Source organism: Neptunomonas sp. CHC150, assembly GCF_030397555.1.
GTDB classification, from domain to species: Bacteria; Pseudomonadota; Gammaproteobacteria; order Pseudomonadales; family Balneatricaceae; genus Neptunomonas; species Neptunomonas phycophila.
In genome coordinates this window covers 92,693-106,236 of record NZ_JAPNXU010000006.1, presented here as the reverse complement: position 1 = coordinate 106,236, position 13,544 = coordinate 92,693, and the positions used below count along the sequence as shown (strand labels likewise).

At 46.1% G+C, this 13,544-nt stretch carries 10 protein-coding genes and 1 tRNA gene; 6 read left to right on the top strand and 5 right to left on the bottom strand.

Annotated features, from left to right (window positions below; translation table 11 throughout):
- Window positions 1-74: 74 nt before the first annotated feature.
- From OW491_RS06620 to gltX, 5 genes are all read right to left on the bottom strand, one after another.
- On the bottom strand, window positions 75-1,106 hold the full coding sequence (locus OW491_RS06620) for a virulence RhuM family protein (RefSeq protein WP_290035234.1): 1,032 nt from the start codon (window positions 1,104-1,106) through the stop codon (window positions 75-77).
- Window positions 1,099-2,490: a restriction endonuclease subunit S gene (locus OW491_RS06615; protein ID WP_290035233.1), complete on the bottom strand. Its 1,392-nt coding sequence runs from the start codon at window positions 2,488-2,490 to the stop codon at window positions 1,099-1,101. Before OW491_RS06615 ends, OW491_RS06620 begins: the two co-directional genes overlap by 8 nt.
- Window positions 2,480-4,078, bottom strand: a complete 1,599-nt coding sequence (locus OW491_RS06610) for a class I SAM-dependent DNA methyltransferase (RefSeq protein WP_290035232.1) — start codon at window positions 4,076-4,078, stop codon at window positions 2,480-2,482. The genes OW491_RS06615 and OW491_RS06610 overlap by 11 nt, the downstream gene beginning before the upstream one ends.
- 291 nt (window positions 4,079-4,369) lie before the next feature.
- A tRNA-Ala gene (locus OW491_RS06605) sits at window positions 4,370-4,445 on the bottom strand.
- Between the two features lie 150 nt (window positions 4,446-4,595).
- On the bottom strand, window positions 4,596-6,092 hold the full coding sequence (gene gltX / locus OW491_RS06600) for a glutamate--tRNA ligase (protein WP_290035231.1): 1,497 nt from the start codon (window positions 6,090-6,092) through the stop codon (window positions 4,596-4,598).
- A gap of 297 nt (window positions 6,093-6,389) precedes the next feature.
- Between gltX and OW491_RS06595 the strand changes: the two genes are divergently transcribed.
- The 6 genes from OW491_RS06595 to OW491_RS06570 all read left to right on the top strand — a co-directional run bounded on the left by OW491_RS06595 (window position 6,390) and on the right by OW491_RS06570 (window position 13,467).
- Window positions 6,390-6,974, top strand: a complete 585-nt coding sequence (locus OW491_RS06595) for an ANTAR domain-containing protein (protein WP_246283237.1) — start codon at window positions 6,390-6,392, stop codon at window positions 6,972-6,974.
- On the top strand, window positions 6,971-8,125 hold the full coding sequence (locus OW491_RS06590; protein WP_178968933.1) for a CmpA/NrtA family ABC transporter substrate-binding protein: 1,155 nt from the start codon (window positions 6,971-6,973) through the stop codon (window positions 8,123-8,125). The genes OW491_RS06595 and OW491_RS06590 overlap by 4 nt, the downstream gene beginning before the upstream one ends.
- A 379-nt stretch (window positions 8,126-8,504) precedes the next feature.
- Window positions 8,505-9,851, top strand: a complete 1,347-nt coding sequence (locus OW491_RS06585; RefSeq protein ID WP_246813434.1) for a CmpA/NrtA family ABC transporter substrate-binding protein — start codon at window positions 8,505-8,507, stop codon at window positions 9,849-9,851.
- Window positions 9,852-9,918: 67 nt separating this feature from the next.
- A complete protein-coding gene (locus OW491_RS06580) occupies window positions 9,919-10,923 on the top strand; it encodes an ABC transporter permease (protein ID WP_075172526.1) in 1,005 nt (334 codons plus the stop codon).
- Between the two features lie 13 nt (window positions 10,924-10,936).
- Window positions 10,937-11,818 (top strand): ABC transporter ATP-binding protein, encoded by an 882-nt coding sequence (locus OW491_RS06575; protein WP_178968935.1) that lies wholly within the window; start codon window positions 10,937-10,939, stop codon window positions 11,816-11,818.
- Window positions 11,819-11,997: 179 nt separating this feature from the next.
- On the top strand, window positions 11,998-13,467 hold the full coding sequence (locus OW491_RS06570; protein ID WP_277252962.1) for a NarK family nitrate/nitrite MFS transporter: 1,470 nt from the start codon (window positions 11,998-12,000) through the stop codon (window positions 13,465-13,467).
- The last annotated feature ends 77 nt before the right edge of the window (window positions 13,468-13,544 follow it).

Sequence of the window (13,544 nt, the reverse complement as noted above, 5' to 3'; positions counted from 1 at the left end):
GCACGACATCCTGTTGTGTATTGTCAGCGTTGTAGTCTTAGCTGTTACTTCAATGTGATTGGGTAATACAGGGTTTAATCACTGCTGGGCAAGTTTTTCAGCATACGATCAAAGTCAGATTCGATAGGCTGTCGCTTATTATACTTCTCGTATTCAGCATGAGCCTTTTCTTTCGCTTGATCCCGTGTAACCGTACCATAGCCTTCTAGCACTTCGTATTCGTTGAAGCTTAAAAATTTCTCCACACTAAGGGCAAAATTTTGCATCGTAAAGCTATTACGTCGTTCAATAATACGTTCAATATAATCAAAAAAGCCCGCCACGGCGGCCTCTAACTGTTTGATCTCTTTTTCACTTAAATAGTTTTTACCCACCGTAGTATCAGACTTTAAAATACGGCCTTCAGGCGCATGCTTAAACGTATTCATCCCCATAAATGGTTGAGTGCTATCGGCTTTATTGTAGATAAGTTCGCTAGATGTATTACCCGTAATCGCAAAATGAAACTGATCTTGCACATGGGCATAGAACTGACGGGTGGTGTCTGATTTCGGGTCATAATCAATACTGCACTCAGCAAAAATATCCGTGATTTGCTGGTAGATGCGTCGTTCGCTCGCGCGAATAGAGCGAACCCGTTCCAACAACTCACGAAAATAGTCTTTACCGAAGTAGCGACCATTTTTCAGGCGCTCATCATCCATGGCAAAGCCTTTGATGATGTACTCTTTAATTAGCGCCGTCGCCCAGATTCTAAACTGAGTGGCTTGTACCGAATTAACCCGATAGCCAACCGAGATTACCGCATCGAGGTTATAGTATTTTGTGGTGGTTTTTTGTGTTTTTCCCGCTATAGCGCCATGGGCAGTGGTGTTTTCCAAAAAGGAAACAACCACTTTTTCATCTAACTCACCGCTTTCAAAAATATTTTTTAAGTGCTTCGAAATGGCAGGCACACCCACGGCAAACAGCTCCGACATTCGTTTTTGTGTCAGCCACAGGGTTTCGTTATTCAACAACACCTCTACTTTCACATCACCACTCGGGGCGGTGTAAAGTAGAAACTCAGTGCTTTGATCTTGCAGGCTGAGGGATTTATCACTCATAAGTAGTCTCAGCAGGCGGGTTCGTTTCGCTATCGAGCATGGATTCAGGCAGGCGCAACTCGCCGGAGATCAGTTTGGGGAGAAGGGTGTCGCGGAGTTTAGACAAGCTTTCATTGGATTTAATACTAGCTTCCCACTTATCGAAGATAGGCCTTACAACATCATCAAAATAATTTAATAACTCAGCTGATGGATAAAGTAATATCGTTTCTTCAATAATACCCTTACTAATGTTCTGCTGAGCCGAGCCTCTTGCTTGCTTTTCTAACTCTATTACTAGCCTCTCCATTGTTAAATACACAAAGTAGCTAGTGCCTTTTCTGGGTATTAAACTACATACAGCCTGATTAGTGGACATATCTATCGCTGAGTATGCGACTTGACCAGCTGTTGCTCCGTACATCGCGATAACTGTTGTTCCTTTAGGGACAATTTTCGCTGAGCTTTTTGCCAACCCATCTTCAGTAATAAAGCTCTTCGTTTTTGTAATTATTGATTGTCTCACTTCGCCTGACGCAAGCCATGGAATACAACCATCATCCCAAAATTTTGATTCCGATCTTTTCGGTGTACCACCATTTTGAATTTTCAAACAAAAATCAGATATATAAGAGCACTCCCACCCCTTCGGCACCCAGCCCAGTGCTTCTGTTTCTTCAAACTCACTGGGGAATAACTGGCGCACATCATCGGGCAAGGGTTGGTGGTCAGGTTTGGCGAGTTGTTGCTGGCGGCGCTGGGCGCGAGCTTGCAGTTCCTCGGGGATAGGATTTCCTGCGGCTAAAGCATTGTCGATCACCGGATCAAAATCCACAAACCAGCTTTTAAACAACGCTTGCGCCATCTGCTCTAAGGTTTGGTTGATTTGGCGGTTGAGTTGGATTTTGTTGTCGAGTGTTCCAAGAACATAAGCAATACCTTTTTGTTCAGCAAGCGAAGGTATAGAGAACTTTAAACGCTCGAATGTTGCAAGATTGATATTATCTTGTACAGAACCGATTGCCTCTCTCTGTAACTGAGACTTTAAATATCGAATGCGATACTCAATAAAACGAACATCACATTTTTTTTCATCCGCTATGAACCCTATAACACTATCTGGGAAGCAAGCTGGATAAGTTAATATGCCGGTTTCAGCTATGTTGGCAGCAATAGTGATGCACATTGTATTTTTTGGCCATAAACGGCTTTGCGCTAAACCATCTTCACTATACGTTTGTGAGTGAGATGTAATCAGACCACCAGAAGCCTTAACATCTCCAGTTTGTATAAAAGGGTAAGGGCCGCCATATAAATGATCCGCATATCTTGGCCTGTGCCTAGATCGACCTCTAGCAACTTCTCCTAGTTCGTTAAGTCCAACCTCTTTCCACTCACTCCCCATAACCCAGCACCTCTAAGTTTTGACGAATGGTGTTATCCAGCCCTTCGGTTTCTTTCATCTGGCGATAGAGGGTTTGGCTGAGTTCGCGCATTTTATCTTCAAAGGGGATGCCGTCGTCTTCGATATCCGCCGCGCCCACATAGCGACTGGGGGTGAGTACGTAATCGTTGTTTTGAATATCCGCTAAGCTGGCCGCTTTGCAATAACCGGCCACATCTTCATAGGCTGCAAGTGTGCCACTGCCATCCTGCGCTTCACCACGCCATGCGTGGTAGGTGCCGGCAATTTTAGCCAGATCATCCGGTGTCAGCTCTTTATGAATACGGCTGGCCATGGTGCCCATCTGACGGGCATCGATAAACAGGGTTTCCCCTTTGCGGTTACGGTAGCCACGGGTTTTATCTTCACCTTTGTTTTTGGTGAGAAACCATAAACACACAGGGATCTGCGTGGTGTAGAACAGCTGTCCCGGTAGCGCGATCATGCAATCCACATGGTCGTTGTCGATAATCTCTTGGCGAATGGAGCCTTCGCCACTGGTGTTAGAGCTCATGGAGCCATTGGCCAAGACAAAACCGGCGGTGCCGCTTTCGCTGAGTTTACTGAGTATATGCAGTATCCACGCATAGTTGGCATTACCGGTGGGCGGTACGGTATAGCCAGCCCAGCGGGGATCATCCACCAGCTCATTGTCGGCGCGCCACTGTTTTTGGTTAAACGGCGGGTTAGCCATAATGTAATCGGCTTTCAAATCGGGGTGCTGATCTTTAAAGAAGGTATTCCCTGCAACATCCCCCAAATTGCCATTAATCCCCCGAATCGCGAGGTTCATTTTGGCAAGCTTATAGGTTGCGCTGGTGTATTCCTGCCCGTAGATCGAGATCTCTTTTTGGTTGCCATTGTGACTGTTCACAAACTTGATCGATTGTACAAACATGCCGCCCGAACCACAGCAAGGGTCGTAGATTTTACCTTTGTAGGGTTCCAGCATTTCGGCCAAGAGTGCCACCACCGATTTAGGGGTATAGAACTCGCCCCCGCCTTTACCTTCACTGGCGGCAAATTTACCGAGGAAGTATTCATACACCCGACCCACCAGATCTTCTTCGCTCATCTGGCATTCGTTGGCCAGCGTATCAATATTGTTAATGGTATCGAGCAACGCCGCCAGCTTGCTGCTTTCTAACCCCAAACGTGAGAAGTAGTTATCCGGCAAGGCACCCGCCAGCGATTTGTTGTTCTTCTCAATGGTGTGCAGCGCGGTATCGATTTTAAGGGCGATATCATCCTGCTTGCTGTGTTTGATTAGCGTGTTCCAACGCGCCTCTTCACTCAGGTAAAACACATTGTTCTGGGCATAAAACGGCACCATATCAACAAACTGTTCTTTACCATCATCAATGAGTGCTTGGCGATGGGCTTCAAACTTGTCACTAATGAATTTAAGAAAGATCAAACTCAACACGATGTGTTTGTATTCAGATGACTCTACGCTGCCACGTAGTTTATTGGCGCTGTCCCAAAGGGATTCTTCGAATGAGGTGCTTTTATTTTTTGTTTGCTTAGATTTTACGGGTGCTTTAGCCATTGCAGAAACGATTCCATTGTATAAGTAACACGCCTATCCTGAGATAATGCTATAGGTAAGGGCGCGCCTTAAAAAGCTGTATCTAATAAAGTGTTTAACAGGGTGTTTAATTATAAATCTAATCGGCTAGATTTTGGCAGAAATTAACCCGTATGTCGCCTAGCAGTAAGGCCAAATAACCTAACAGCGTCCGACCTTATTCTGCGTAAATCAATACCGCTTAGGAAGCAATAAGATCACAACAACGGATCAGTAGTGCTTTTTAAAACCATGAGATGATCAGGAAGGTTATGGTGGAGCCTAGCGGGATCGAACCGCTGACCTGTTCGCTGCCAGCGAACCGCTCTCCCAGCTGAGCTAAGGCCCCATTGATTAGCACGAGGGGTGTTGATGTGTGCCTTGGAATCGGCGCTTATAATCTATAGATTTGACGGCCATGTCAATGACTTTTATCGATTTTATAGCGGCGCACGCATAAAAAAGCCCGCATAGGCGGGCTTGATGATCACGAAGTCGTTTATGCGATTTCGTTTGCAATAACGCGGAATTCTTTTTCCCAGCGTTTTGCTTCTTTTTTAGATGGACCACCAACGGTATTAACAGCATGACGTAAACGAGCACGCACCATGTCTGGGCCTAAAATGGACATCGAATCCATTACCGATACGGTTTGGTTTGTTCCTGCCACGGCAATAAACAACGGGAATAGGAAATCACGTAGTTTGTAGCCCATCTTTTCAGACAGTTGTTTCATCTGAGCAAACAAGTGGTCTTTTTCCCAGTTGTTTTCGGTATCAAGCAACCATACGGCGTATTGAAGGATACGTTTGGTATCATCAATCGTTAGGCTCTTATGCTCAAAGTCAGCTTCGTTAATTGGCAACATGCCCGACAGGAAGAACGAGGCTAATGGCGCGACATCCGAGAATTTCTCGACGCGTTGCTGGATTAATGGAACGATCTGCATCAGGTACTCAGGGTTAAGTGCCCACTGTTGGAAACGCTCTGCAAACTCGGCGTGGGTTAAGTTCTCACGTAACCATGTGCCGTTTAGCCAGCTAAGCTTCTCTTGATCAAAAACAGGGCCACCCAGTGAAACACGAGTGATGTCAAAGTTGGCGAACATCTCGTCACGCGTGAACTTCTCGCGTTCATCCGGCATTGACCAGCCCATACGGCCCAGGTAGTTGAGCAAGGCTTCGGCCATATAACCCATGCGCTGGTAATACAAAATGCTGGTTGGGTTTTTACGCTTAGACAATTTGGACTTATCTGGGTTACGCAACAACGGCATGTGACATAGCGTTGGCATATCCCAACCAAAGTATTGGTACAGCAGCTTGTGCTTAGGTGCCGAGTTGATCCACTCCTCGCCGCGAATAACGTGGGTGATCTCCATTAGGTGATCATCAACCACATTTGCAAGGTGGTAGGTTGGCATACCATCTGATTTTAGCAAGATCTGAGCATCAACCATGCCCCACTCTAATTCGATTGGTCCGCGTAATAGATCATCAACCACGCAGACGCCGTCATCTTCAGGGACGCACATACGGATAACAAAAGGAGCCTCTGCCTCTTTACGCTTTTCGACTTCGTCTGCCGGTAAGGCTAAATCGCTCTGTTTTAGTGCGGTGTGGCCACCCGCAGCACGACGCGCTTCGCGCAGTTCGTCTAGCTCTTCTGATGTGCGATAACAGATAAACGCATGCCCTTTCTCTACTAAATCGTAAGCATATTGCGCATACATGTCTTTACGTTCGCTTTGGCGGTAAGGACCATGAGGGCCTCCAACGTCTGGACCTTCATCCCATTCCAAGCCTAACCAATGCAATGAATCGAGGATCTTTTGTTCCGATTCTGACGTGCTACGTGTCTGGTCGGTATCCTCTATGCGGAGGATAAATTGCCCGCCATGCTGGCGCGCAAACGCCAAGTTAAACAAGGCTATGTAGGCTGTGCCTACATGAGGATCGCCAGTCGGCGATGGTGCAACACGTGTACGTACAGTCATTCTCTTCCTACCACAACAACGATGATTGAATATATGAGTGAATCAATGCGTAAAGCTTAATAATGAAATAAGACATACGAAAAAGCGGTATTATACGCATGCAAACCGCGCCGTGCTAATCGACATGCCACCTAGCTAATGGTTTATTTTTTCTGAGCAACAATGGGACGCATGGCGTATTTATTGCTTATCCCGCCTATGTGTAGAATAGCGGGAATAATGAATTGGGTGAGGTTCGCTGGCTCCACCGGCCAGTATTCTTGTTTATCTATGATGAAAGCTGCTTAGGACTCTCAATTGAAGAAACGTTTATCTGTACTGGTTATCGATGAAGATCGAGGACGTGCCGCTCTGGTTGAGCAGGCGTTACGTGATCAAGGCTATGACGTTTTAGCCCGCCTTGATACAACCGATCATTTAGCTGACCGAGTGGAAGAGCTAAAACCCGATATGATTATTGTGGACCTAGACTCGCCCGATCGCGACGTACTAGAGAACATGGCAATCCTTAACCAGAGTTCGCCGCGCCCCGTTGTGATGTTTGCCGAACAGGGTGATCAGCCAACCATCGAAAAGGCGATTCGCGCAGGTGTAAGTGCTTATATTGTTGATGGACTAGAACACCACCGTATGAAAGCCATTTTAGATGTGGCCGCTGCACGTTTTAGAGAGTTCCAAGCATTACGCTCTGAGTTAGCTGACGCCAAAAATGAGTTAGCTGACCGTAAAATAGTTGAGCGTGCTAAAGGCTTAGTCATGAAACATAACCGTTGCTCAGAAGAGCAAGCCTTTAAAGCAATGCGCAAAATGGCGATGGATCAGCAAAAGCCATTAAACGACATTGCTAAAAATATTATTTCTGTTTTGGAGTTGGTGTCATGAATTCAGCAACCACCGATATCCGTTTACCTGACGATTTTCCTGCTGCCGAAAAATCTGAATTGAACATTGGATATATCCCCCTACTCGACTGTATACCCGTAGTAGCTGCAAAAGAGTTAGGCTTTTTTGAAGAAGCGGGCTTATCCGTAACACTTAGCCGCGAATCATCGTGGGCAAGCATTCGAGATAAAGTGCAGTATGGCCTGTTAGACGCCGCCCCAATGCCGGCAGGTATTGTGTTAGCCAGTGCTATGCGCTTAGGTGCTAGCCAACCTATGGTGACGGCTATGGGACTGGGGCTAAACGGCAATGCCATTACGGTCTCAAAGACCTTATGGGAGGCAATCAACCCATCCAATATTGCACTCAATAGCGAGCAAGCGGCGCTGGCACTAAAAAGCTACCTTGAAGGTTTTGAGGGTACTCTAAACGTTGCTTCTGTCCATACGTATTCCACCCATCACTTTCTATTACGGGAATGGCTGCAGCACTTTGATATAGACCCGCAAGGGAAACTAAAACTGATCGTTGTGCCTCCTCCGCAAATGGTTGATGCCATGCAGCGCGGCGTGATTGATATTTTTTGTGTGGGCGAACCTTGGAACAGTTTGGCGCAGGCCAAAGGCGTTGGACACAAACTGCTAAGCGGCCATCAAATTTGGGAAAATGCACCAGATAAAGTGCTCGGTGTGACTAAAGCTTGGAGCGAAAGCAACCCTGCAACCCACCAACGCCTCATTGCCGCTCTTTTAAAAGCTTGCTCGTGGTTAGATAACGAAACAAACAAACTGAGTGGATTTGCACTGTTATTAAACAACGATTACATCCCTATTGATGACATTGATAGTATCAACCTGCTATTTGGGCAGCATAGCTTTACTCCGCCCATTGCTACCTTCCCATGGCTATCGCAGGCCAGATGGTTTAGCCAACACATTCTCAATGTCAGCGATCACAATCAGGCGCCAGAGTCTTTGGATAACATTGTCGAACAAACCTATTTAACGAGCTTATACCGCGAGGTAGCCAGTGCGCTCGACATAAACCTCCCTTGTGAGAACACAAAAGACGAAGGCGTTCATGCTGGCAATTGGGAAATAGCCGGCACACACCACCCTATTGTCATGCCGTCCGATATTCGTTTTCGATAGAGGACTAAGGGCCTAGTAAATGTGCGCCAACCTAGTGCCTAACTGGGTAGTGGCGCTCAAAAAATGCACAAATTAATGCACTATTAGCTAGGCCATCCTCACTAAACTCACATAGTTTTTCTCTTAAAAGCCCGTTATAGCGGGCTTTTTAAATATTTGGCACGCTCTCTGCTATATCAAATTAAGTACATACACATCATTAAATATGTACACATAATTTATTTAGGCAAAGGCGCCCTTTGGACCGGATCTCACCCTCCGGTCGGGGCGCCTTTTCTGTTTTTATACTTAGGGAGCTTGAAACATGTCCAACGATTTTCTGAAAAAGAATGTTCTGAAGTCTGTCATCGGCCGCCGTAACTTGTTACGCAAAACCGTTATGACATTTGGTGCGGCTGCGGTTTCAAGCCTATTGGCTTTCACACCTGCTCACGCAGAAATAGGCGAGCCGGAAAAAGAAGATCTTAAGTTCGGCTTCATTAAATTAACGGATATGGCGCCTTTGGCCATTGCTTACGAGAAAGGCTATTTCGAAGATGAAGGCTTGTATGTCACTCTCGAAGCACAAGCAAACTGGAAAGTCTTATTAGATCGCGTAATCGACGGCCAGCTTGACGGTGCTCATATGCTCGCAGGCCAACCCTTAGGTGCAACCATCGGTTACGGTACTGAAGCGCATATCATCACTGCATTCAGCATGGACTTAAACGGTAACGCGATTACCGTATCTAACGATATCTGGGAGCAAATGAAACCCAATATCCCAACAGGCGCTGATGGAAAACCCGTACACCCCATCAAAGCAGATGCTTTAAAGCCTGTTGTCGAAAAGTTTAAGTCAGAAGGCAAACCTTTCAAAATGGGTATGGTTTTCCCTGTTTCGACCCACAATTACGAGCTACGTTATTGGTTAGCTGCTGGCGGTATAAACCCAGGGTTCTACTCTTCAGGCTCTGATGTGCAAGGCATTACCAATGCTGACGCTTTGCTATCAGTAACGCCACCACCTCAAATGCCCGCCACAATGGAAGCTGGCACTATTTATGGTTATTGCGTAGGCGAGCCATGGAACCAACAAGCTGTATTTAAAGGGATTGGGGTTCCTGTGGTGACCGATTACGAGATTTGGCGTGATAACCCAGAGAAAGTTTTTGGCGTATCCAGCCAATGGGCTGATCAATACCCCAATACACACTTACGCGTCGTAAAAGCGATGATCCGCGCCGCTAAATGGCTAGATGAAGACAACAACGCCAACCGTCCTGAAGCGGTGAAAATATTGTCGCAACCCAACTATGTGGGTGCAGATTACGACGTTATCGCCAACTCGATGACAGGTACATTTGAGTATGAAAAAGGCGACAAGCGTGATGTGCCTGATTTCAACGTATTCTTCCGCTACAACGCAACCTACCCTTACTATTCAGACGCCATTTGGTATCTAACGCAAATGCGCCGTTGGGGGCAAATTGACGAGCAAAAGCCTGATAGCTGGTACATGGATATCGCTAAAAAAGTGTATCGTCCTGACATTTACGCCCAAGCGGCTCAAGCCTTAATTGAAGAAGGCACGATGGAAGCGTCTGATTTTCCAGACTTCGCAACAGAAGATGGTTTCAAACCACCGCAGACAGGCTTTATCGATGGGATTACCTATGATGGTAAGCAACCAAACGATTACCTCACCAAGTTCAAAATTGGTTTGAAAAACGACGAAAAGATCTAATTGTAGATCACAGTAAAACCTGACCCTGCCCCACCACGGCTGGTGGGGCACCTACAGGAGCCGAATGATGAGCGCTATATTATTAAAAATGAGTTGGCTTGAGCCGTTTGTTAAGATCGCACAGGGCGAGCGTCCGGGTGATCAATTAATGGTAATACTTCGATCAATTGGAGTGCCGTTAATTGGACTAGTGATCTTTTTATTCATCTGGCAAGTTGGCGCCAAAAATATCAATACATCGCTCGGTACCTTCCCCGGCCCTGCTGCGGTGTATGAGCAAACAGTTAATTTGTTTGCCGAGCACAACGCAGAGCGAGAAAAAGAAAAAGCATTTTACGAGCGCCAAGAAGTGCGCAACGAAAAAAAGCTGGCTAAGAACCCAGATGCAGAAGTAAAGATTCGCCCCTACACAGGTGCACCAACATTTATTGATCAAATCTGGACCAGTTTAGGCACAGTCATGACGGGCTTTTTAGTCGCCTCGTTGGTGGCCATCCCTCTAGGCATCATGATTGGATTAAATTCAACGTTATACACGGCTATCAACCCCCTTATTCAATTGTTCAAGCCAGTTTCGCCTTTGGCTTGGTTACCGCTGGTGACTATGGTCGTTTCGGCAGTGTATGTCACAGACGATCCTATGTTTGCCAAGTCCTTTGTCACATCGGTGATTACCGTCTCTTTATGCTCTATCTGGCCAACACTTTTAAACACGGCAGTTGGTGTATCTAGCATCAGTAAAGACCTACAAAACGTCAGCCAAGTACTGCGACTTAACTGGATTACACATGTTATTAAGATTGTTATTCCGTCAGCAATCCCGTCTATCTTTACTGGCCTGCGCTTGTCGCTGGGTATTGCATGGATGGTGTTGATTGCCGCTGAGATGCTAGCTCAGAACCCTGGCTTGGGTAAATTTGTATGGGATGAATTCCAAAATGGCAGCTCGCAATCACTGGGACGCATTATGGTCGCTGTCATTGCTATCGGCTTTATCGGATTCTTATTAGACCGCTTAATGCTCATGATTCAACGTAAAGTCTCTTGGGACAAATCAGTCGCCTTGCGCTAATTGGAGAAAAAAGATGGTTCACTTAGACTTAACAGACGTTTCAATCGAATTCCCCACTCCAAAAGGCCCATATGTGGCTCTGGACGGGGTCAACCTAAAAATCCAGCAAGGAGAATTCATCTCCCTGATAGGTCACTCAGGGTGCGGTAAATCAACCGTTCTCAACATTGTGGCAGGCCTATACCAAGCCACTCGTGGTGGCGTGGTGCTGGATGGCAAAGAAGTAAACGAACCAGGCCCTGAGCGTGCCGTTGTGTTCCAAAACCACTCACTGCTGCCGTGGCTTAGCGTTTATCAAAATGTTGAATTGGCCGTTAAACAGGTTTTTAAAGGCAAGAAAACGAAGGCCGAAATGCGCGAGTGGATCTTGCACAACCTAAATCTAGTGCACATGTCCCATGCTCTTGATAAACGTCCTGATGAAATTTCGGGCGGTATGAAGCAGCGCGTTGGTATAGCTCGCGCACTGGCGATGGAACCTACCGTATTGTTAATGGATGAGCCCTTTGGTGCATTAGATGCGCTAACGCGCGCTCATTTACAAGATTCCTTAATGGACATCCAAAATGACCTAAACAACACCGTCATTATGATCACACATGATGTCGATGAAGCGGTGCTGCTATCTGACCGCATCGTTATGATGACCAATGGCCCTGCCGCTACAGTTGGTGAGGTATTGGACATTAAGCTTGAACGACCGCGTAACCGTATTGAGTTAGCCGATGACGCTGAATATAACCATTACCGTCACGAAGTACTTAGCTTCCTTTATGAAAAGCAGCGCAAGCCTGATGAAGCCTCGGCTGAAAAACCGGCACAGAACCTGCATCCAGATTCAACAGAACCCAAAGATCCTGTTAAAAAATCTGCTTCAAACTCAGAAGCTGCATGATTTAATAGGCATTTTTAGAGAAAGCCGCCATTTAACCAGCATCATTATGGTGCAAATTAAATCAAAGGCTCAATAAAAAGCACTGTTACAGAGCAAAGACGCTCGGCAAACCGATAAATAATTATTGGTTTTCCGGGCGTTTTTCGTTTTAGCGTGTAAGCAAATACGGATACCTGACAATGAACCACGATAAATCATTTAATCTGCTGTCGTTCACCGGCAAAATGAAGGTACTGCACTTCAGTTGGTTAGCGTTCTTTATTACGTTTTTTGTATGGTTTAACCATGCACCTTTATTAGGCTCAATTGCCGAGTCACTTGGCTTGACTAAGTCAGAGTTAAAAACCCTATTGATCTTAAACGTGGCACTCACCATTCCTGCACGTATTTTAATTGGGATGCTCACCGATAAGTACGGCCCCCGTATTACGTATGCGGCGTTGCTTTTTTTCTCAAGCTTGCCATGTTTTTGGTTTGCCATGGCAACGGATTTCACGCAACTGGCTATTTCGCGCTTCTTACTCGGTTTTGTCGGCGCAGGTTTTGTCATAGGCATTCGTATGGTCAGCGAGTGGTTCCCCGCTAATGAGCTAGGCACCGCTGAAGGTATTTATGGTGGCTGGGGCAACTTTGGCTCTGCAGCAGCAGCCATGAGTTTACCGACACTGGCCCTGATCTTTGGTGGTGAAGATGGCTGGCGCTATGCCGTTGGCCTTACCGGTGTTATTTGTTTTTTATTCAGCTTTGTTTGGTATGCCAATGTTAGTGATACACCTAAAGGCTCAACCTACTTCAAACCTAAAAAAATTGGGGGCTTAGAGGTCACGAGTAAAGGTGATTTTGTTTTTCTACTAATCATGAAAGTTCCCATGTATGCAGCCCTTGCGCTACTCGCATGGAAATTGTCACCTAACGGTGTCTCGATGTTATCCGAAGGCGTGACCACGATTATTTATCTGATCTTGATCGCTATTTTTATCTACGACTGTTACAGCGCGTACAATGTTAACCGTGACATGTTTGCCACACCGGTACCCGAAATCCAGCGTTACCCATTTAAACAGGTTGCTGTGCTAAATATATTATATTTTGCAACATTTGGTTCGGAACTGGCCGTGGTGTCTATGCTACCGCTATTTTTCTCAGATACCTTTAACCTTGATATGGTTTACGCGGGCTTATTGGCGTCAGCTTATGCGTTTATGAATCTGATGTCGCGCCCCGGTGGAGGCTGGTTGAGTGATAGATTTGGTCGCAAAAAGACACTACTCATTCTAACGGCTGGCCTCGCTGTTGGTTACGCCCTTATGGCGATGATCGATAGCAGCTGGCCTTTAGTATTGGCAGTGGTTGCTGCTATGGCATGTTCTTTCTTTGTTCAAGCAGGTGAAGGCGCCGTTTTTGCGGTAGTGCCGTTGATCAAACGTCGCCTAACAGGGCAAATCGCAGGTATGACAGGCGCATACGGCAACACCGGTGCTGTATTCTATTTAACCGTGCTATCCATGGTTGATTACTCCACGTTCTTCATGGTGATTGCAGCGACGGCTGTCATTGGTTTTGTTACCTTATTGTTCTTAAAAGAACCTAAAGGTCATATGGCGGAAGTCAACGAAGATGGTACTGTTGAGCTAATCCAAGTTAGCTAATGGGCCATCTATACTGAATACATAACAGCGGCTACTTGGGTAGCCGTTTTTCGTTTAAAAATTGAAACAATGGGTCA